Source organism: Streptomyces sp. NPDC059917, assembly GCF_042730635.1.
GTDB lineage: Bacteria > Actinomycetota > Actinomycetes > Streptomycetales > Streptomycetaceae > Streptomyces.
Genome location: NZ_JBHWLC010000001.1, coordinates 212,445 through 232,735 on the forward strand (window position 1 = coordinate 212,445; position 20,291 = coordinate 232,735).

Consider the following 20,291-nt stretch of genomic DNA (forward strand, 5'->3'; position numbering starts at 1 on the left):
CCATGCCAGTCACACTCCGGCGCGCACTGGCCGCCGTGCTGTTGGCGGTCGTCCTCGCGACCACCAGTGCCTGCGGCTCGTCCGTGGGTCCCGTCCAAGGCGCCGCGAGAACCTCCGGACCGACCAGTCTCAAGAGCTGGAAGGAGGGGGAGTGGAGCAACTGGGACCCCGGTTCCTGGCTCAGCGGAGCGAGCGACTTCTTCAATCCAGTGATCGAGGGGCTCTGGAGCGCCGGCCGGATGCTCCAGGCGGCGGGCTCCCGCAAGACGGTCGACGCGCGCACGGCCAGTCTGGGGATCTCGGATCCGGATCCGGCCCCCGTCAACGCGGTGCGTGAACAGACCCCCTACCACGAGTCGGCGGCGTCCATCGGGAAGATCTTCTTCGACACACCGGCGGGACCCGCCGTCTGCTCGGGAACCGTCGTCCGCGACCCGGCGAACCCGGGGCGGTCCAACCTCGTGTGGACGGCCGGGCACTGCGTCCACGCGGGGCGCAACGGAGGCTGGTTCCGCAACATCGTTTTCGTGCCGGACTTCAATGACACGGGGGCCCCCAAGCGGGCCTTCGACGTCTCGACCCCGCAGGCCGCGTCCAAGGCCCTGCCCTTCGGCACCTGGTGGGCGGACTGGGCGCAGACCTCCGAGCAGTGGATCAATACGGGCGCCGAGACGGGCGGCGCCGGGGCGCCCTTCGATTTCGCCGTACTGCACGTCAAACCCGGCGCGGGAAAGCTGCGTTCCCTGGAGGAGAGCCTGGGTTCCGCGCTGCGCGTCGATTTCGACGCTCCGCCCGCCGAGTCCGTCGGCACCCTCGGCATCTGGGGATACCCGGCCGACGTACCGTTCGACGGCAGCCTGATGTTCCGCTGCGTGGACCGCTCGAGCCGGCTCTCCGTCGAGCCGACGCAGCCGACGATGTACCGGATCGGCTGCACCATGACCGGAGGCTCGTCGGGCGGCGGCTGGGTCCGCAGGGTGTCCGGGAACGAGGTGGTGCTGGTGTCCAACACCTCCATAGGCCCCGATCCGTCGGTCTGGCTGGCGGGTCCCCGCCTGGGGCCCGAGGCAAGAGCGGTCTACGAAGCCGTGAGCCGCCGTTTCGCCGGCGGGTAGTGGTGGCGGGCACCCCCTCCTCCCCTCCCCGTCGGGCCGCTCCCGTGCTGCCGGCCGACTGGTTCGTCGTGCTCCCGCGTGACAGCGCCGCGGCGCGCCGCTGTGTGGAACGGGCCCGCGTCCTGGATCCCTACACCCGGATCCTCGCCCATCACGACGGACAGCCGTGGATCATCGGCCAGTCGAGGGCTGCCGTGACCCGCGCGTGCCGGGCCGGAACGACGGCCGTCCTCATAGGAACGCACACGGTGACGGAGCGGGAACTCGCGGCCGTCCTTCCGGTGGCCTCGGGCCGCGTGAGCGTGCTCATGCGGTTCCCGGGCAGCTACCACGCCCTGTTCGCCGCGGGGGAGGAGCGGCAGGTCTGCGGTGACGTCACGGGGCTCCGGGCCGTGTTCACCACGAGGGTCCCGAACGGGATGATGGCCGGGAGCCACGCCCGGGTCCTGGCCCAGGTCGTGGACGCCGGGCCACGGCCCGACCCCGCTCATCTCGCCCGGCTGCTCCTCGGCCCCGTCCCGCCGTTGGCGCTGACGGAGGACGGCACCACCCCCTACGAGGGCATCGGCGCCGTGCCACCGGGAAGCTCCGTCCGACTGCGCGACGGCAGGATCGTCATGCGTTCCTGGTGGGAGGTTCCCGATGACGAGGCACCCCTGGCCGACGCGGCGCCCGTGCTGCGCGAGGCCCTGCGGGTGGCGGTGGGGATCCGGTTGGGGCACCAGACGATCATGGGCTACGAGGCCCCGGCCCGCGCCACGGGCCGCGCGATGGCGGCCCTGGTGAGGGAACACGACAGACGGATCCACCTGATCGCGGCCCGCGGGGCCGAGGCGGCGTTGGCCACGCGGCCGGGGTTCCCCGCCGAGGGCGCGGGGCCGGTGATGGCGGACCCTTCGGGACTGGAGGCGGCTCCCTTCCTCCTCGACGGGCCCACCCCCGCCCTCTTGAGCGCCGTCCAGTCCCGGTACCGGTGGGGGCGGACGGTCTCGGCCGGCGCCGAGACGCTCCTCTCCGACGGCGCGGCCCGCGAAGGGACGTCGGCACCCTTGAGCTACCTCCTGCGGGCGCGCCGCCGGAGCCGGATCGTTGCCCGGCGCCACGTCGCGGGCTGGGCGTCCCTGGGCGGGGTCCCGAGGTCATCGATCCACGCGCACGCGGGCACCCGCGGTTCCTACGGTGCCTGGCTCGCCGACTGCCTCGCCGCCGACCGGCGAGGGGGCTGGGAAGCGGGCAGCTACGCACCCCCGTGGCTGACCCCCCTGGCCCGGGACGTCCTCGGTGACGCTCTGGCCCGCGCCGCCTCGGGGGCGAGCCCGGTCCACCGGATGCCTCACCAGCACGGGGCGGTAGCCGCACTGAGAGGTGCCGCCCGCACCCTGCGGGCGCGGGCCGACGCGGCCGCCCTGTACGGCGTACGGATGGAGTATCCGTACGCCGACCGGGCGGTCGTCGAGGCGGCTCTCTCCACCCGGGCGGAGGAGCGGCTCACCCCCTTCCGCAGCGATCCCCTCCTGACCACGGCCATGGCCGACGTCGAACCGGCGCCCGAAGCCCCGGACATCGGGTACACCGTTCCCGATGTGTGCGAGCCGCGGGACGAACACGTCGGGCGGATCAGACGGCTCGTGACCGGCGAGTCCGCGCTCGCTTCGATGGGACTCGTGGACGCGGACCGGCTGTCCGACTGCCTCGGCGCCCCGCAGCCCATCGGCGAACTGTCCGGGCTCCTGCTCTCCACCACGCTGATGTGCGAACTGTGGGTGCGCAGCCTCTATCCCCGGGCCGAGCGGTGACGGGTGAGCCGTGGAAGGGATCCGCAGCCGCCGATTGGCGAGAGACAACATACCGGCGGAATTGCTTATCCGAACAATACACATTCGGTCTGCGGGAATGGATCCGCCCCTACCGTAATGATGCCCGGGTGTGATGTGTTCCCGCTCGATCATGCCGTAGTCAAGGAGAATCGAATGAAGCGGCGACCTCGTTACGGAAGGCCTCGGCAGGGCAGGGGAATATTCCTGATCTCCGCGCTGGGTTTGGCCGGAGTCGGAACGCTCGTATCCCTTTCCGTGTTCGCGGGCGACCCGGATCCCGAGGTGAGGTCCCTGGCGTCTCCCACGATCGTGTGCCCGGACCTGACCGAGCCCCTGAGCCAGGTGCCGGAGGGCGCGCAGCGTGCGGTGGACGAGAACTCCGCCCTGCTCGACGTGCAGATCGCCGGCGCCTTCAACAGGATCCAGCAAACCGGCGGCGGACCCGATCAGGCGAAATCGGCTCTCGCCGAACTCTCGGTGCAGCGCGCGGCGACGCTTGGGACCATGGAGGAGGCGTTCCGCCGTGTGTCGTCCACACCGCCCAACCTCAGGGCGTTCGCCACGTGCCAGATCAAGGCGGACGCGGAGCCGGACCAGAGCATCGTCGCGCTCGCGGGGCCCGGGGGGAAGAAGGGCAACAACAACGGGCAGGGACAGGGATTGTCCCGCCGGGACTTCGCCGACATCACCCAGGCACCGCCCAAGACGGGGCAGGCCCGTCCGCAGCGCAACGCCTCCACGGGCACCTTCACCGTCGACTGCGGACGAAACGAGAACGGCCACTTCAATTCCGACAACGTCATCGTCGCTCCCGGTGTGGCGAATGGCGCCCACCACATGCACGACTATGTCGGAAACGACTCCACCGACGCGCAGTCGGTGAACAGGACCCTCATCGCCGCAGGAACCACCTGTAAGAACGGCGACAAATCCACCCACTACTGGCCCGTCCTGCGGGTCCTGGACGGATCGCGAGAACGGGACGCGAAAGCGCCGGGCGGCGGTCAGGACAAGAACGTGGGCCGGATCCTCACCCCGGCCACCGTCACCCTCAAGCTGGACGGCAGCGCGACGGCACAGGTGACCGCCATGCCCCAGTTCATGCGCCTCATCACCGGAGACGCCAAGGCGTTCACCAACGGCACGAAGAACGCCCGCGCCTCCTGGAGCTGCACGGGCTTCGAGAACCGGCAGCTCCAGAACAAGTACCCCACCTGCCCGCAGGGTGCCCAGGTCGTCAGGGCACTGGAATTCCCGAGCTGCTGGGACGGGAAGAACAAGGACAGCGCGAACCACCGGACGCACGTCGTGTTCCCGGACGGCTCGGGGAACTGCCGCAGGGGCTTCCAGGCGATCCCCAAGCTGACCCAGCGCCTCACCTACAACGTTCCCGCGGACTCCTTCTTCGCGGTCGACAGCTTTCCGGAGCAGCTGCACAAGGCCGTCACCGATCACGGAGATTTCATCAACGTGATGTCCGCGAGGCAGATGGACCAAGCGGTCAGGTGCATCAACAGCGGACAGCGCTGCAACAACTGAAACGAGGAGTAGCCGTGTCACTGAACCGTCTTCTGCGCGTGGTCGTCATACCTGCGACTGCCGCCCTGCTCGTGCTGGCCACGGGCTGCAGCAAACAGAACACCGCACCGCCGCCCCCGCCCGTGGCCGCCAACGACGCGGCCGGCGGCACCGTGCCGAATCTGCCTCCTGCGCTCCTGCCCGCCGGAGCACCGTCCTCCGCACCCGTGACGGACGGGGCCTCACCCAGCGGCCCGCCCGGCGCCCCGGCCGACGGCCTCGCGGTGCGCGACGACGCGGCACTGGGTCCCGTCGTCACCAACGCCGGATTCACGCTCTACCGGTTCGACAAGGACGACCCCAAGGCGCCCAAATCGAACTGTGACGGCGACTGCGCCAAGTTGTGGCCCCCCGTCATCGCGGGTTCGGCGGCCGCGGCCGGCATCGAGAGCAAGGCCCTCGGCGAGGTCGTGCGCAAGGACGGATCGAAGCAGCTGACGATCGGCCGATGGCCGGTCTACCGCTACTCGAAGGACACGAGTCCCGGGGAGACCAAGGGCACGCTAGTGGACAACTGGGGTGCCGTGGCCCCCGATGGAAAGAAGGCCGCCCGGACCACCGGAGGACAGCCCGGCGAAGGAGGCAAGGAATCCAACGGCGGCAAGGGGGGCGACCGTGGCCAAGAGGACCGGGGCCGGGGCCGGGAAGGCAACCAGGAATCCCAGTTCGCGGTGAACATCATCAACCAAACCGTTCTCGGCGGAATCATCGTGGACTCCCGGGGACACACGCTGTACGCGAACGGCGGCGGTTTCGGCCAGACCATCTGCATCGGCTCGTGCATGTCCCGGTGGCGGCCGGCACTGATCAGGGGTGACATCCGGGTGAACGGGATCGACCGAAGGCTGGTCACCAGCAGGATCCTGCAGGACCGGACCGTCCAACTGGTCATCAACGGCGACCCCGTCTTCGTTTTCGACGGAGACGTGGAGCGCGGCGACGTCAGGGGTCACGGCATGTCCAACCGCTGGTCGGCGATCAATTCCAACGGACGACGTGTCCGGCAGTAACGTCGCCCGCCACCTGATCCGCCCCTGGGGCTCCGCGAGCCGGATGATCCCTCGCGTTCCGCAGGCGACGGTGTGCGTACTGGCCCTCGTCCTGCCCACGGTCTGCCTGGTGGACGAGAGCCACCAACACCAGCACACCGGCACCGCCGCGCAGTCCACCCGGCTCGCGTCCGCGCTCGGCTGCCGGGAGGAGGTGGTGACGGACTCCCACGAGTTCCGCGAAGGAGCGTGCACGGCCGGGGAGCGTCAGTACCGCGTCCTGAGCTTCGCCAAGAGCGGGGACCGCGAGGCCTGGCTCACGGAAGCACAGGCCTACGGCGGCACCTATGTCGTGGGCGGGACATGGGTGGTGGTGACCGGAGCACCGGAGCCCGGACTGAAGGCGCTGGCCACCCGGCTCGGCGGCGAGGTCAAGCAAGGCGCCACGCACGACTCCGGGCACGCGGATCACGACCCGGCCTCGCCCGAATGACCGACCACCACACCACGAAGGACTGACCCAGTGCCCATCATCGCGCGCAACCGCTCCCGGGGCGCGGCGCCCCCAGCCGCCCCGAGAGAAGCCGACAACCCCGGCACCGCCCCGGGCCGCCGCCCGGTGGGCAAGGTCGTCCTCGTCCTCATGGCGACCGCCGTCGCCGTCGTGGGAACGGCGGCCCTGATCCAGGCCGCACCGGAGATCCAGGCGTTCCTGGACTTCGGCGCGGGGGTCCTGGCGCTGCTGGCCCTGAGCGGTGCGGTGATGTGGGGCCTGACCGCCACCGACCGCAAGGTCCTGTACCCCGAGCACCGCCTGTGGACGCAACGGGTCCACCGGATCCTGGCGGTCGCGGGGCTCGGGTTCCTCCTCCTGCACATATGGATCAAGGTCGAGCGCAACAGCGTCCTGCCCCTGGCGGCCGTCGTGCCGTTCACCGATACGACGCAGCCGGTGCTCATCGGTCTCGGTTCGCTGGCCGGCTACGTCTTCGTCGGGGTCGCGATCACGGGGGCCGCTCGCAGCCGCTTCACCTCCACCAGGGGCTCGCTCCTGTGGCGTGCCCTGCACATGTCCGCCTACCTGGCGTGGGGCGCGGCGCTGCTGCACGGGCTCAAGGCCGGACGGGAAGCCGCCGTCGGTATCACCGTGGCCTACGTGGCCGCTGTCGCCGCGGTGGCGGTGGCCCTGCTGCTGAAGATGCGGGAGAAGAACACGCTGGACAGTCAGAGCCAGTCGCGCTCCCGTCCCGTGCCCAGAGCAGCGGCGCCCGCCCCCACGGTGGGCCGGCCGCCCTCCGAACCGTTGATCCCGGTTCCAGTGGTGCAACCCGGTGCGCCGCGCCTGACGTTCGAAAGGCCGACGCGATGAACCAGATCCAGCCCGAGATCACCTCGTTCGGGCCCGCGACCCTGCTGGCGGGCCTGGAGAACGCCGAACGGCTGGACCGTGAGCGCCACATCTCCGTGCACGGTCCCTTGCGGCTCATGCGGGCCGCCGAGATGGTCGAGCTGGCCGAGAACATCGGCCTGCGGGGGCGTGGGGGAGCGGGGTTCCCCTTCGCGCGCAAGGTCCAGGCGGTCATGAAGGCGAGCGCCGCCGGAGACCGGCAGACGGCCGTCATCGTGAACGGTAGCGAGGGAGAGCCCAGTTGTCTCAAGGACACCGCCCTCCTGCTGCGGGCTCCGCACCTCGTCCTCGACGGCGCGGAGCTGGCCGCGGCCGCGATCGGAGCGGAGGAGGCGGTCATCGGGGTGACCCGCCGTGATGTCGAGGCATCGGTTCAGCAGGCCCTGGCGGAACGCGGGCCCTCCACGACGCTGCTGCGGGTGGAACGGCTGCCCGAGCGGTTCGTGACGGGTGAGGGCACGGCGATGACGCGGGGTCTCAGCAACGGTCCGACCCTCCCCGCTGGCCGCAAGGTCCGCACCAGCGAGCAGGGCCTGTACGGCATGCCGACGCTGTTCTCCAACACGGAGACCTTCGCCCAGCTCGCCGTCGCGGCCCGACTGGGAGCGGACTCCTACCGCAAGACCGGCCTGCCCAACGAGCCGGGCACCGTGCTCCTGACGATCTCCGGCGCCCTTGTGGTGGAGGCTCCCACGGGGGCGCCCCTCAACTACATCCTGGAGATGTGCGGCATGTCCGTGGGCCAGGGCGTGCTGATCGGCGGCTACCACGGCATGTGGCTCACGCCGGACGACGCGCAGAGCGTCCTTGTCTCGCGGGACTCCCTCTCGGCCCTCGGCGCGACCCTGGGAGCCGGGGCGGTGCTGCCCCTCCCGGCGGACACCTGCCCGCTGGGCGAGACCGCGTTGGTGGCCCGCTGGATGGCCGACGAGTCGGCGCAGCAGTGCGGGCCGTGCGTATGGGGCCTGACGGGGCTGGCCGACGAGATGGCGGTCTTCGCCGCGACCGGCGGACAGTCCGCTTATGACGCGGTCTACGCCCACATCAAGGGCGTCAAGGGCCGCGGAGCATGCAGCCATCCCGACGGCACGTCGCGCTTCGTCGCCTCGGCCCTGTCCATCTTCGCCGACGACGTCGCGGAACACGTCCGCGGCAACGGCTGCGGCCGGCCCACCCTCGGCGTGCTCCCGCTGACGACGGAGGAGAAGACCCAGAGCCTCCTCGTGGACTGGACGCTCTGCCGTGCGCACGGCCTGTGTGCGGACGTCCTGCCGGGCGTCATCCAACTGGGGGTGGACGGCTATCCGATGTCCGCCAACATGGCGTTGCGTCCGGCGTCCCTGCCGGACGCGCTCAAGGCCGTGCGCCGCTGCCCCGCCCTCGCCCTGCGGATCGAGGGATGAGGGAAGGGGAGATCGAGGGACCTCACGCGTCGGGTAGCAGGCCCAGGAGGTCTCTGGCGGCGGGCAGGTACCGGTACTGGGCGAACTCGCCCCTGACCCGGGATACGTAGCCCTCGGGCAGGGTGCCGTTGACCTTGACGGCCCTGCCCGCGAGGAGCGCGGCCGTGCCGGGATCTCCGATGGCCAGGAGGGCGTCGGAGGCTTCCATCAGTTCCCTCGGGAGCGCGTGGTGCGATCGCTGCCGCAGCGAGGGGTCATCGTCCAGGAGGATCGCGAAGTAGTCGATCGCGGTGCGGTACTTGCCCAGGCGGAGGTAGGTCATCCCGGCGCGGATGGTCAGCCATTCCTCGTCCGCCCCCTTGAGGTTGCTGGCCAGGTCCGGTTCCTCGGTGTGGGGGCCCGAGAACAGCGTGTCCGCAGCCTGGTCCAGCGCCCGGGCACTCGCGGTGCGCTCGCCCAACTGGGCCAGGATGAGGGCCTCCCTCGTGCGCATGAGGCGTTCGTGCCGGGGCGAGGGGGTCGGTGCGGCCCTCTGTGCGGCCCGGTTGAGGCCGAGGGCGTCCCTCGGATCGCCGAAGTCGAGGTGGACGAAGGCCAGATTGCTCATGCTCACGGACGCCCACGCGGGAGCCCGCGCGGCCGTGGCGGACCGCACCGCCGCGATGAAGTAGCGCTCCGCGCTCGCGGGGTCCATCAGGGTGTGGCTGAGTTCCCCGCAGAGGTTGGCCGCCCACGCTCCCAGACGAAGGAGCAGTGTCCCCGTTTCCCGGGTGTACCCGGAGGAGTCCAGCAGGCCGGTGATCACACGGAGCTTGGACACCGCGGCCTGGATGAAGACCGCCGGGGGGATGGTCTGCGACACCTCTTCGAGCTCGGTGAGCCGGATCCGCATCCACGCGATGTCGCTCGCGGTCACGGGCGTTCCCTCCCTCACCGGAGGCTCCGGTGAGCCGGCCAGGGCCGTCTCCCAGGCGTCGGCCAGACGCGCGGCGCGGGGGCCGCAGGCGGCCACCGAAGAGCTCGTCCGGCTGCCCGAGGACGCGGCGATGCGCAGGGCGTCCACCGCGTGCTCCGTCGTCCACGGGTGGGCCAGCACGGCGGGACTCTCGGCGGCGACGTTGAGCCAGTTCGGCCAGCCGAGATGGCGGATGGTCTCCTGGGGGACCTGGTGGATGTGGGCCATCGCCAGCTGTGCGGTCAGTTCGGGAGTGGCCCGTCCGGACTCCCAGCGCGAGATCTTCTCCCGGCGTGCCGCCATCTGCCCGAATCCCAGGGCCGCATGCGTCTCCGCGACCAGCTGAGCGTATGCGGGGTGGGACAGCTTGACGGAGGCCCGCAACGAGGCCAGTGGGTGGCATGTCGGATTCATCTGTTTGTTCCTGGGTCGGGGAAGGGAGCGAGGGAGCGGTCCGCCCCCAAGCGGACCGCTCCCTCACCGTGGCCGGGTCTCCCGCCGAGCGGGGGAGGGCCGTCAGCCCTTGCCGAACGAACCGGCGATGGGACCGGCCGCGCACTGGCGCCACTCGTTCTGGAAGGTGTTGCTCATGTTCTTCACGACACCGCCGTGCGAGCGGAGGTAGCCCTGCAGCCCCTCGCAGTTGCCGGCCGTGGGAGAGAAGGTCGAGGAGCCGCGGTCGCCCGCGGCGCCGCCGAAGTCCATCTGACCTGCCGAAGCGGTGGTCGCCACGCTGAGGAGCGCGGCCGGGGCGACGACGAGAGCCGCGGCGCAGAGGCCGAGATTGGTGCTGAGGCGTGACATGGAGCGTCCTTCGGTTTTGGTGGTTCGGTGGTTCGGCGGCCCAGTGGCGCGGACCGCCCGCTGATCCTCGCCGCCCTGCCCGGGAGCCACCACCCGCCGAGGGAACGGTATCCACCCCTCCGTCCGAAGGGGCTGCACAGGGGGTCGGGCCGGGAGTTCACACGGGACGCGCGGTCCCGTTGTTGCCCTCGTGGTGTGCCAGCCACCGGTTGTACCGGCGGATCAGGAGGCCGGCGGTGGTGGCGAGACCGGTGAGGAGCCCGAGCCAGACGCCGAGGAGGCCCAGGCCCAGGAGGTGGGCCGCGAGCCAGGCAACAGGCAATCCCACGGCCCAGTAGCCGACGAGGGTGATGAGGAAGCCGCTCTTGGTCTCGCCCAGGCCCCGCAGGAGTCCGGTGCCGATGTTCTGGGCGCAGTCGAAGAACTGGAGGAAAGCTGTGACGGTCAGCAGCTGGGTGGCGATGGTCAGGGCCTGCCCGGTGCCGGTGCCGGTGCCGAGGAGGGGAGCCAGGACCGCCCCGGGGAGCATCAGGTAGAGCCCTGCGACGAGAGCCATGACGACGGAGGAACACGCGAGGGCCGCGTTCCTCAGGCGGCGGGCGCCGTCGTGGTTGCCGAGGGCGAGCTCGCGGCTGACGCTGATCGACGCGGCGTGGGAGAAACCGACGGAGACCTGGAAGACGATGTGGACCAGCTGGTTCGCGGCGGTGTGTGCGGCCAGGGCATCGGGGCCGAACGAGCCGGCCATCAGCGTCGTGAGGGAGAAGAAGCCCGCTTCGGAGCCGTACGCGGCGGCGATGGGGATGCCAAGGACGACGAGGCGCCTCAGCGCCACGGGATCGGCTCGGGTGATGTCCAGGGCGAGGAACCGTGCCAGTTCCTTGTCCCTGCTCACGGAGAACCGAAGGGCGAGGAAGGAGAGAAGGTAGACGCCGGAGGTAGCCGCGCCGACGCCGACTAGGCCGAGGCGCGGCAGACCGAAGCTCCCGTTGACGAGGATCCAGTCGAGGCCCGCGTTGACCGCGATCGACGCCACGGCGATCGGCAGGAGGGCCCGGGGGCGGCGCATGCCGACGGTGAACTGGCGGACGGCCTGGAACCACAGGCAGGGCAGGAGACCGGGTGCGAGCGTGAGCAGCATGCTCCGGGTGAGGGCGACGACCTCCTCGTCCTGGCCGAGCAGGGTCAGGCACTGGCCGAAGAGGATCATCAGGAGGGCGCCGACGATGCCCGCGAAGGTGGCGACGGCCAGCCCGGCGCGTACGACGGACCGCACCTCGCCGTCGGCGGCGGCCTCTTCCTGTCCGGGTTCTCCTGCGCGGTGGCCCTCCCGGGTCGCACGTTCGCCGAGGGCGACCGCGGCGGCCGTCTGGTTGCCCATGGCGGTGAGCAGGCCCACGCCCATGGTGCGGACCTGGTGGAAGATGACGACGGCCAGCCCGCCCGCGGCGAACGCGGAGGTGCCCAGGAGACCGGTCATCACCGTGTCGGTGGTGGTCAGGGCGACCTGGGCTAGCTGGGTGAGGATCAGGGGCACGGCGAGGACGCCGAGTGCGCGACTGTCGCGCACCAGGGCTTCCGGCACGGCCTACCGGTCCCCGCGGAGCTTGCCGAGCAGCTCGTCGATCTCCTGCTCGGCCCAGGGGTCCAGGAGGGCGCGGTCGCGCATCCACACGTCGTCGAAGATGGTGTCCGCGTACTTCTCGCCGCTGTCGTTGACGAGGGCGACCACGGTGGTGCCCGGGGGCAGGGAGGACAGCCGGTTGAGGGCCACGTGAACGACCCCGCCGGCGGATCCGCCGATCAGGAGTCCGGTGCGGGCGACGGCGCGGCAGGTGGCGAACGCCTCGACGTCGCCGACCTTGACGCCCTCGTTGATGAGGTCGAAGTCGACCAGGGCTCCGATCTCGGCACCTTCTGGAGTACCGGTACCGGACTGGCGGTAGGAGTGGGCGGGGCCGCCGAAGACGATGGACCCCTTGGGCTCGACGCCTATGACGGTGAGCCCGGGCACGAGTGCGGCCAGCTCCCGGCCGGTCCCGCACAGGGTGCCCCCGGTGCCGACGGGGCCGATGAGGACGTCGATGTCCCCGTCGAGTGCCTCGTGGAGTTCGTGCGCGACGGCGGCGTAGCCGATGCTGTTGGCGGGGTTGTTGTGCTGCTCGGTGAAGACGGTGTTGTCCTGACCACGGGCCATGTCTTCGGCGAGTTCCTCGCGGACGGCGGTGGCGAGGTGCTCGTCGCCGTCGCCGACGGCGTAGACGAGTTCGGCGCCGAGGGCCTTCATGCCACGGAGCTTGTCGGCGCAGGCGTGGTGGTCGACGACGGCGGTGAAGGCGTACCCGCGTTCGGCGGCGATGACGGCCAGGCCCAGACCGGTGTTGCCGGAGGTCGATTCGATGATCCGGCCCCCGGGCCGGAGTTCACCGGTCGCCTCGGCGGCGTCGATCATGGACCGGGCCATGCGGACCTTCGCGGTGCCGAGGGGGTTGAACATCTCCAGCTTCAGGAGAAGACGGCTGCCGGTCTCGGTGGAGGCGAGTTCGAGGAGCGGGGTGCGGCCGATGAGTTCGGACATGCGGGAGACCACGGCGGGGCGCTGAAGGGCTCCGGGCATCGGTAACTCCAGAGGATCGTAGGAGGAAAGGGGCGTCGCTGATGGTGCGCGCGGCGCCTGGCCGTCGGGCCGTCAGACGAAGTGCCGGTCCAGGCGCCAGCGGGGGCGCGGCCGGTCCGTCCGGTCGATGACGACCTTGGGAGGCAGGGCGAGATCGTGAAAGGGGGACTCGTTGGAGTCCATTTGGTATCCCGCCGTGTTGGGGTAGACGAGTAGGTCGCCGACGCGCGGGCAGCGGGGGAAGGGAATCTTCCGCCAGGTGAGCAGGTCGGACTCCAGGCACGTCGCCGCCGCGACGCTCGCCGGGAAGCGACCCGTCGGGCCGCCGGAGTCCTGGGGGAGGAGGACCGGGTCGGGCAGGTACTCGCTGTTGAACCACTGCTCCGACAGGCTCAGACTGGTCCCGTCGACGGTCAGGATCCGGTACCCGTCACGTCCCTTGACCCCCTGGATCCGGAAGACCGTGGCGCCGGCCTGGTGGAGCAGGGCCCTGCCGGGTTCCAGGAGCAGGGTGACACCCGCCTCCTGGAGGACGCCGGACAGCGCGGTGTCACTGCCCTCCGGCCGCGTGGCCAGGAGCCTGGCCAGGGCGTCAGCGCCCGCGGCGGGCGAGTAGTAGGGGTAGAAGTCCCCGGTGTGGAAGGTCTTGCCCGCGTGATAGTGACTGCTGTTCTGCTCGGCGAGGAAGCCGTGCCAGCTGTCCGCGTCGGTGTAACTGATGGGCAGCCCCCCGCCGATGCTGACCCGTGAGGCCTCCAGCCCCAGCACGCGGGCCTTGTGGCACAGGGAGGCCAAACGGGCGGCGAGATCGGCGCGGGGTTGGAGCGCGTAGCCGGACAGGTGGAAGCTGAACCCCTCCATCCGCACGGCGTGTCCTTCCCGGGAACACAGGTTCAGGGCCGTGTTCAGCTCTGCCTCGGTGAGCCCGAAGCGGCTGAACGGCGGTGCGGGTGGCAGGACCCGCAGCAGGATGCGGGTGGGCCGCGAGCTGCCGACGGCCACGAGGGCGTCGAGCTCGTCGAGCGCGTCCACCGCGATGAGCGCGCCGTGCTGGACGGCCAGGTGCAGGAGAGCTGGGCCCTTGGCGGGACCCGTGACGACGAGGTGCTCGCCCCGCACCCCGTGACCGAGGGCCTCGCGGAGCTCGGCGAGCGAGGCGACGTCCACACCGGCCCCGCCGGCGATGGCCCGCTCGACGAACACGGCAGCCTTGTTCGCCTTCTTCGCGAAGTACACGAAGCCGTCGACCCCGGCTCCGGTGAGCGCGTCCCGCATGGCTCGCAGATGGGTGTCGAAGGCGTCGGGCAGCAGGAAGTGGAACGGGCCGCCGAACGCGTGAGCCAGTTCGGTGAGCAGTCCGCTGGCCACGACCCGGTCCGTGGCGGCGTCGGGCAGCACCGGTAGGGTGGGCAGGGGACGGCCGCTCACTGCCACAGAGCCACCTCGGTGCCCAGCCCCCGGGCGGAGGCCCGTCGGGAGAAGCGGTGGCCGAGGGCGATGTCGGTGACGACCAGGCCGCTGTTGTACGCGAAGATCCGGTCGGTCGGGCCTGTGCGCCCGGGGCTGTCGCCCGCGAGAACGGCCGGGAACTCCGCGTCGACGGCCGGCAGCGCGCCCGCGGTGTCGGCCATGTCCTTGCCCGTGACGTGCATCTGCGCCGCGCTGGTCGCGATGACGCGGTCAGCCCCGTGCAGGGTGGACGGCGCCAGCCCGTGTCCCACCAGGATCGACAGCGCTCCCGGCTTAAGCCACGCCGCCTCCACCGCCGCGGGGGTGTGCCCGCCCGCGGCGCCGACGACGACGTCGGCGTCCGCGACGGCGGCCCGCAGGTCGGACACGACCTCCACATCCCGGTCGGGGAAGTGGGTGCGCAGCTGCTCGCGCACCGCCCGCACACCCTCGGCGTACGTACCGAAGAGCATCAGCCGGTCCAGGGAGGGGAGGGCGGTGAGCAGGAACGGGAGCGTGAGCCGCCCCTGCGTGCCCGTTCCGGTGACCAGGACGCTGCGGGCACCGGGCACGGCGAGTTCACGGGCCAGCAGGGCGGAGACCGCGGCGGTGCGCAGGGCGCCGATGCGGGCGCAGTCCATCATGGCGATCGGCAGGCCCGTGACGTCGTCGTACAGGGTCAGCGTCGTGTAGTAGTGCTGTTCGCTCCTGCCTTTGTGGAGGCCGTGCTTGTAGGAGGTCTTGACGGCCACGATCCCGCGCGAGCCGTCACGGCCCAGCATCGCGTAGGCGACCGAGTGCCCGCCTTGCGGAGTGACGCGCAGTTTGCGCGGGTTGGCGGACCTGCCGAGGTGGAGGGTGCGGCAGGCACCCTCCACCAGTGCCACCACGTCGGCCAGGGGCAGCTCGATCTCCGCGAGGTCCGCGGCGGACAGCAGACGCAGGCGCTTGCCGTCGTCGGGTATCGGCGCGTGGGCGGGGGCCGTGGGGCTGTCGCTCATGGGGGTTCCTCCGGTGCGGGTCCTGCGGGTGGTCAGCTCGCGTGCGCTTCGAGAGCGCCCGGGCCGTGGTCCTGCCCGGCGGCTCGAGACGCGGGAGGCGTGTCGCGGCCGGGCACGCGCACTTGGGCGCGTTTGAGCCGGAGGTCGGCGCCGTCGCAGCGGACCCGCAAGGGAACCCAGGCGTGGACGGCGAGGTCGTGGTCGACGACCAGCACCTCGCCGGGGTTCAGGCAGACCTCGACCGTGCTCACGTCCTGTTCGTCGGCGAGCTGCCGGAAGGCGGTGCTGTACGTCTCGACGATGTTGCGCGGTGGGACGCTGGACGGAGCGAAGCGCAGCGTCATGTCGTCGTCGGTGGCGAACAGCGTGGGAGGCTGGCCCGCTTGGCCCCACACGCCCGTGGGACTGTCGCCGACGTGGCGAGGCGTCCCCCAGGTGCCGGCCGCGGCGGTCGCGGTGGTGCCGGCCGCACCGCCGGGGACGCGTGTGCAGCCGAGCATCAGCAGATGGGCGCGCTCAGATGAACCGACGTCCTCGGCGTGCGGGGCGACCAGAACGGTGCCGGTGGCCCCGGCCCCTGTCGTCCAGTGGCTGGGGGACGTGACGACGTCGACGAGACGACCGTCCGGTCGACCCCCCTGGGCCAGGGGAATGCCCATCACGGAGGCGAGGAGGAGGAGCGAGATGTCGTACACGTCGCCGTCCTCGGCGGCGATGCCGCGCAGGAGGAAGAAGCCGTCGGCGGTGTCCACGGGACGGCATTGCAGGCGCAGGGCGTGATCGAACCTGCCGGACACCTCGGCGACGCGGTACAGGAGCCGGGCACTCGTGGCGGAGGTCCCGAACTCGGCGCGGATCTCTGCCGCCGCCCGGCGGAGCTCCCCCCCGGTCCGCTCGTCCAGCTCGCGCAGGGGTGTGGGTGCCGTGCTCATGGCGAAGAGATCCGTTTCGTCGGATGGAGGGGAACGCGTGCGCGTGTCTCTCGTGGCCGGGCAGTGCGGCACGCGCGGGGTCAGACCCCGACGCGCCGGGGGACGCGCCGGGGCCCTGCGGACCACGGGACGCCCCGAACGTAACAGCGGGGCGCGGTCGGACGGCTTGTCTTGTCCAAGGTTGAGTGGTGTCCCGAGGGGCCGGAGCCGCAGACGTTGCGAGGCGTCCCGAAGTGGCCTCGACCTGTGGCAGTACGGCCCCTGTCATGGCCCGTTCCGTCTTTACGAACGAGGATCCCGTCCGCGATGTGATCTGCGAGCTCCGAAAGACCGGCCCCGCACGCCTGAACCCTCTCTGGGCGGGAGCTCGTCCCCGCTCTCTCGACGATGCTGCTTCCCCCTCCCTAGGGCTCGGTGGGGCAGGCTCGTCCAGAAGGAACAATCGTGTGTCACCTCTGGGGTGAAGGGGTGGATGCCACCGGGGCCGGCGCGAGGGTCTGGGCCAGCGGGGACGGGTCACGGTAGGCGGGCCAGCGGGCCGCCCCGGCGCCGTTGGGCTCGCCCGCGCGGGCGAAGCGGGTCCAGTAGCCGGTCATCTCGTCCGCCAGGGCCTGCTGCGCACCGGTGAGCGGCTGCCGCGCCGACATCAGACCGAGGTACGGGACCTCGAAGGCGTGCGCGGCGCCCGTACGGGAAGCCCGGGACATCGGGCAGGCCGTTCAAGCGCGTGGCAACGGCCCGGAAGTTGTTGAGCCGGTTGACGATCCGCTCAACTTCGTTGCGGTGGCGGCGCCGGTTGGCCCGCTGATCTCTCGCTCAACCGCGGCCTGTGCACGGCCGCCGTTCTGCCCGCCCGGTCCATCCAGCCCCGGCACGTGCACCCTCGGCGGTAACCTCGCCACCAACTCGAGCGGCTGTGCTGCGGGAGTTGCGGAGTCACCATCGACTACGTCCTCGGCGTGGAGGCGGTGCTCGCCGATGGCTCACTGCTGCGCACCGGCCGCCGTACGGTCAAGGGCGTCGCGGGTCAAGACCTCATTGGCCTCCTCGTCGGCAGCGAGGGCACGCTCGGCATGATCACCCGGGCCATCCTCGCCCTGCGACTGCTGCCCGCCGCCCCGGTAACTTCATCGACCTATTCGACTCGGTGGAGAAGGCGGGGGACAGCGTCAACCGAGTGGTCCGGGCGGGCTTGGTGCCCTCGATGATGGAGATCATGGACGCGACCTGCTTGTGGGCGTCGTCCGACTACCTTGCCACCGAACTGGTCGGCTCGGGCGACCAGGCACTGCTGTTGCGTCCGTCCGACGAGGGAGGTCAGGCCGCCGAGGGGGAACTGAGCCTGATGGAGCAGCTGTTCCATCAGGCCGGAGCCGTATACACGCAGCCACCCAGGACCTGGCGGAAGGCGACCTGCTGCTGCGCGCCGGGCGGGTCGCGCTGACCGCCCTGGCGGCCCAGGGCGCGCCTGCCTCACCGAGGACGTGGCCGCGCCCCGCATCCGTATCGCCGAACTCATCGCCTGCTGCACGCGGGTCGGCGCCGAGGCGGGACTCATTCGTCGCGGTCATCGGCCATGCCGGCGACGCGTTGGCAAGATGCACCCCACGGTCCTCTACGACGACGACTCGGCCCACGCTGGCTTTGTCAGCGAGTTGGACGGCCCGGTCCACGCCGTGACCGCCGGGACCCGTCGGTGCGGCGGTCGGGCCCCCGCCCGCCACGCAGCACGACCTGACCGTCTTCGTGGGAGGGCTCGCCACATCCAAACGCCCCAGAGACGTCCTTTTGAGCAACCTGGACAAAGCGAGCGGTGGTGCCCGACCGGTCCGATATAAAAGATCCACCTGGTGCGGCGGCGGGGCGACGCGCGGTTCCGAGACCGGGACGAACCGCGTCGGATCAAGGGACCCGCGAGTGCCGCGGCGCCGTTCTCTCGCACCCCGCGTTTCACGTAGTCGGCGCACCACCCCGTTCCCCACGCCGTAAGGGCGAGGCTCCGTCAGACGCGCCCGAGCCCGCGGCACCACCAGGAGTCAGCCGGTTGAAGCATCTCGTCGAGCACGCCCGTACCTTCCCCCTGCGAGCCGCACAGCTGCCCGAGGAATGGAGCCGACTGTCCGAGGGCCAGTCGCCGCACGCCCTGTTCATCACCTGCTCGGACTCCCGAGTGGTCCCCTCCCTGATTACCGGCGCGCGTCCCGGGGAGCTGTTCGAGCTGCGCACGGCGGGCAATGTCGTTCCTCACCACGGCTGGCCGCACCCCTCGGGCGAAGCGGCCACCATCGAATACGCGGTTGAGGTCCTCGGCATCACCGAGGTCATCGTGTGCGGTCACTCCCACTGCGGCGCCGTCGGCGCGCTGTTACGGCAGGAGGACCTCAGGGCCGTGCCCGCCGTCCGCGCCTGGCTCCGGCAGGCGACCCCCCTGCCGGAGGGCGCCGACCGGGCGGCCCCCGACATCGCCGAGGCGGTGCAGGCCCACGTCCTGGACCAACTCGCCCGGCTCCAGGCCTATCCGTGCGTCGCGCGACGGCTCGCCGCCGGGTCCATACGTCTGTACGGCTGGTTCTACGAGATCCACACCGGTTCCGTACTGGCCCACCGCCCCGGGTCCGACGCCTTCTTCGCGCTGTGACCGCGCCCGGCAGGCAGTGGTGGACGGCCGGGCTCGGCGGCTGGAAGAATGCTGGACCCTTTGACCCCCGACCTGACGTCACCGCGTCGCTCGTCGTCTTCCTCGTCGCCCTCCCCCTGTGCGTGGGCGTTGCCGTCGCGTCCGGGGTGCCCGCCGAACTCGGCCTGATCACCGGCATCGTCGGTGGCCTGCTCACCGGCCTGCTGCCCGGTAGTAGCCTCCAAGTCTCCGGCCCCGCCGCCGGATTGACCGTCCTGGTCTACGAGGCGGTGGAGGAATACGGCCTGTCCGCTCTCGGCGTGATCGTCCTCACCGCCGGTCTGCTACAGACGATCATGGGAGCACTCCGTCTGGGGCGCTGGTTCAGAGCCATCTCGGTTGCGGTCGTGGAAGGAATGCTCGTCGGGATCGGCCTGGTGCTCATCGTCGGCCAGTTGTATGCCATGACGGACATCAAGTCTCCTCCCGGAGGACTGGCGAAGATCCTCGCGCTACCCGGCACTCTCGCAGACACCCTGGACTCCACCGCCGCGCTCGCCTCCCTCACGCTGGGGGCGGGAACCGTCGTGGCGCTCGTGGCGTGGAGGTGGCTGCCCAAGGCCTTCCGGGCCATACCCGCGCCGCTCGCCGCCGTCGCCCTGACCACCGCCGCGTCGCTGCTGCTCGAACTGCCCGTTGCGAGGCTGGAGGTGCAGGGGCTGAGGGGCGCAGTCCAGCCGCTCAGCCTGAGCGACCTCGGGCAACTCGCGGACGCCGGCGTCATCGCCACCGTCTTCGCGTTTGCCCTCGTAGCCTCGGCGGAGAGCCTGTTCAGCGCATCCGCAGTGGACCGGCTCCACGACGGCCCCCGCACCCAGTACGACAAGGAACTGATGGCGCAGGGCATCGGCAACGCCGTGTGCGGCCTGCTCGCGGCCCTGCCGATGACCGCGGTCATCGTCCGCAGCGCCGCCAACGTCCAGGCCGGCGCCAGGACCAAGGCATCCCGCGTACTACACGGCCTGTGGCTGCTCCTCTTCGCCGCGCTGCTGCCGGCCGCCCTGGACATCGTTCCGCTCGCGGCACTCGCGGGCGTCCTGGCCCACGCCGGATGCAAGCTCCTCCACGTCGACAAGCTCGGCGAGCTGTGGCGCGCTCACCGGGGCGAAGTACTGGTCCTGTTCACGACCGCCGCCGCCGTCGTCACGGTGAGCATGTTCGAGGGCGTACTCATCGGGCTGGCCATGGCCATCGCCAAGACAGCCTGGGAGACTTCCCACGTGCGCGTGGAGGTCATGGCTGAAGGACCCGGCGCCATTGAGGCCCATCTCAGCGGTACCGCCACCTTCCTGCGGCTGCCGAAGATCCTCGATGCCTTGGAGGCCCTCCCGCGGGACCGCGCCATCAACGTGCACGTCACCAGCCTCCACCACCTGGACCACGCGTGCCGGACGTCCCTGGACGCCTGGGCCGAACGCCACAGCACGGAGCAGATCACGCTCGTCCGGTCAGGGAAAGGTCCCGCGCAGGGATGAAATCCGCCGAGGCAGGCCGAGGGTTGCCCGCGCGAATACCAGCCAACATAGATGATCGTATCGACCTTCCC

18 protein-coding genes and 1 pseudogene are annotated in these 20,291 nt (G+C 71.0%); 10 read left to right on the forward strand and 9 right to left on the reverse strand.

Annotated elements, in window-relative coordinates:
• The first annotated feature begins 2 nt into the window (after positions 1-2).
• The 7 genes from ACFWAR_RS01090 to ACFWAR_RS01120 all read left to right on the forward strand — a co-directional run bounded on the left by ACFWAR_RS01090 (position 3) and on the right by ACFWAR_RS01120 (position 8,310).
• The gene (locus ACFWAR_RS01090; RefSeq protein ID WP_385772145.1) at positions 3-1,115 is read left to right on the forward strand and encodes a trypsin-like serine peptidase; all 1,113 of its coding nucleotides are present in this window, start codon (positions 3-5) and stop codon (positions 1,113-1,115) included.
• Positions 1,116-1,159: 44 nt separating this feature from the next.
• Complete coding sequence (locus ACFWAR_RS01095) at positions 1,160-2,911, forward strand: asparagine synthase-related protein (RefSeq protein ID WP_385772146.1); 1,752 nt, start codon at positions 1,160-1,162, stop codon at positions 2,909-2,911.
• 276 nt (positions 2,912-3,187) lie between these two features.
• The gene (locus ACFWAR_RS01100) at positions 3,188-4,471 is read left to right on the forward strand and encodes a DUF1996 domain-containing protein (protein WP_385772147.1); all 1,284 of its coding nucleotides are present in this window, start codon (positions 3,188-3,190) and stop codon (positions 4,469-4,471) included.
• Positions 4,438-5,520: a hypothetical protein gene (locus ACFWAR_RS01105; RefSeq protein WP_385772148.1), complete on the forward strand. Its 1,083-nt coding sequence runs from the start codon at positions 4,438-4,440 to the stop codon at positions 5,518-5,520. The genes ACFWAR_RS01100 and ACFWAR_RS01105 overlap by 34 nt, the downstream gene beginning before the upstream one ends.
• Complete coding sequence (locus ACFWAR_RS01110; protein WP_385772149.1) at positions 5,507-5,992, forward strand: hypothetical protein; 486 nt, start codon at positions 5,507-5,509, stop codon at positions 5,990-5,992. The genes ACFWAR_RS01105 and ACFWAR_RS01110 overlap by 14 nt, the downstream gene beginning before the upstream one ends.
• Before the next feature lie 30 nt (positions 5,993-6,022).
• Positions 6,023-6,868: a hypothetical protein gene (locus ACFWAR_RS01115; protein ID WP_385772150.1), complete on the forward strand. Its 846-nt coding sequence runs from the start codon at positions 6,023-6,025 to the stop codon at positions 6,866-6,868.
• Positions 6,865-8,310 (forward strand): NADH-ubiquinone oxidoreductase-F iron-sulfur binding region domain-containing protein, encoded by a 1,446-nt coding sequence (locus ACFWAR_RS01120; RefSeq protein WP_385772151.1) that lies wholly within the window; start codon positions 6,865-6,867, stop codon positions 8,308-8,310. Before ACFWAR_RS01115 ends, ACFWAR_RS01120 begins: the two co-directional genes overlap by 4 nt.
• Before the next feature lie 22 nt (positions 8,311-8,332).
• On the opposite strand, the gene ACFWAR_RS01125 is transcribed toward ACFWAR_RS01120, so the two are convergent.
• The 9 genes and pseudogenes from ACFWAR_RS01125 to ACFWAR_RS01165 all read right to left on the reverse strand — a co-directional run.
• Positions 8,333-9,679, reverse strand: coding sequence for a hypothetical protein (locus ACFWAR_RS01125; RefSeq protein ID WP_385772152.1), 1,347 nt, complete (start codon positions 9,677-9,679; stop codon positions 8,333-8,335).
• Between the two features lie 102 nt (positions 9,680-9,781).
• Positions 9,782-10,069, reverse strand: coding sequence for a hypothetical protein (locus ACFWAR_RS01130; protein ID WP_385772153.1), 288 nt, complete (start codon positions 10,067-10,069; stop codon positions 9,782-9,784).
• A gap of 157 nt (positions 10,070-10,226) precedes the next feature.
• Complete coding sequence (locus ACFWAR_RS01135; RefSeq protein ID WP_385772173.1) at positions 10,227-11,642, reverse strand: MATE family efflux transporter; 1,416 nt, start codon at positions 11,640-11,642, stop codon at positions 10,227-10,229.
• Between the two features lie 15 nt (positions 11,643-11,657).
• Positions 11,658-12,686 carry a cysteine synthase family protein gene (locus ACFWAR_RS01140; protein ID WP_385772154.1) on the reverse strand — a complete coding sequence of 343 codons (1,029 nt, stop codon included), beginning with the start codon at positions 12,684-12,686 and terminating at the stop codon, positions 11,658-11,660.
• Positions 12,687-12,758: 72 nt separating this feature from the next.
• Positions 12,759-14,120 (reverse strand): Y4yA family PLP-dependent enzyme, encoded by a 1,362-nt coding sequence (locus tag ACFWAR_RS01145; RefSeq protein WP_385772155.1) that lies wholly within the window; start codon positions 14,118-14,120, stop codon positions 12,759-12,761.
• Positions 14,111-15,136, reverse strand: coding sequence for an ornithine cyclodeaminase family protein (locus tag ACFWAR_RS01150; protein ID WP_385772156.1), 1,026 nt, complete (start codon positions 15,134-15,136; stop codon positions 14,111-14,113). Before ACFWAR_RS01150 ends, ACFWAR_RS01145 begins: the two co-directional genes overlap by 10 nt.
• Before the next feature lie 32 nt (positions 15,137-15,168).
• Positions 15,169-16,068 (reverse strand): oxygenase, encoded by a 900-nt coding sequence (locus ACFWAR_RS01155; RefSeq protein WP_385772157.1) that lies wholly within the window; start codon positions 16,066-16,068, stop codon positions 15,169-15,171.
• Between the two features lie 449 nt (positions 16,069-16,517).
• Positions 16,518-16,775: a carboxylesterase family protein gene (locus ACFWAR_RS01160; protein WP_385772158.1), complete on the reverse strand. Its 258-nt coding sequence runs from the start codon at positions 16,773-16,775 to the stop codon at positions 16,518-16,520.
• Between the two features lie 16 nt (positions 16,776-16,791).
• Positions 16,792-16,881: pseudogene (locus ACFWAR_RS01165) on the reverse strand (IS5/IS1182 family transposase); the annotation flags it as partial.
• Between the two features lie 334 nt (positions 16,882-17,215).
• Here ACFWAR_RS01165 and ACFWAR_RS01170 point away from each other — a divergent pair.
• From ACFWAR_RS01170 to ACFWAR_RS01180, 3 genes are all read left to right on the forward strand, one after another.
• On the forward strand, positions 17,216-17,512 hold the full coding sequence (locus ACFWAR_RS01170; RefSeq protein WP_385772159.1) for an FAD-linked oxidase C-terminal domain-containing protein: 297 nt from the start codon (positions 17,216-17,218) through the stop codon (positions 17,510-17,512).
• 600 nt (positions 17,513-18,112) lie between these two features.
• Complete coding sequence (locus tag ACFWAR_RS01175) at positions 18,113-18,706, forward strand: carbonic anhydrase (RefSeq protein WP_385772160.1); 594 nt, start codon at positions 18,113-18,115, stop codon at positions 18,704-18,706.
• Positions 18,703-20,220: a SulP family inorganic anion transporter gene (locus tag ACFWAR_RS01180; protein ID WP_385772161.1), complete on the forward strand. Its 1,518-nt coding sequence runs from the start codon at positions 18,703-18,705 to the stop codon at positions 20,218-20,220. Before ACFWAR_RS01175 ends, ACFWAR_RS01180 begins: the two co-directional genes overlap by 4 nt.
• Positions 20,221-20,291: the final 71 nt, after the last annotated feature.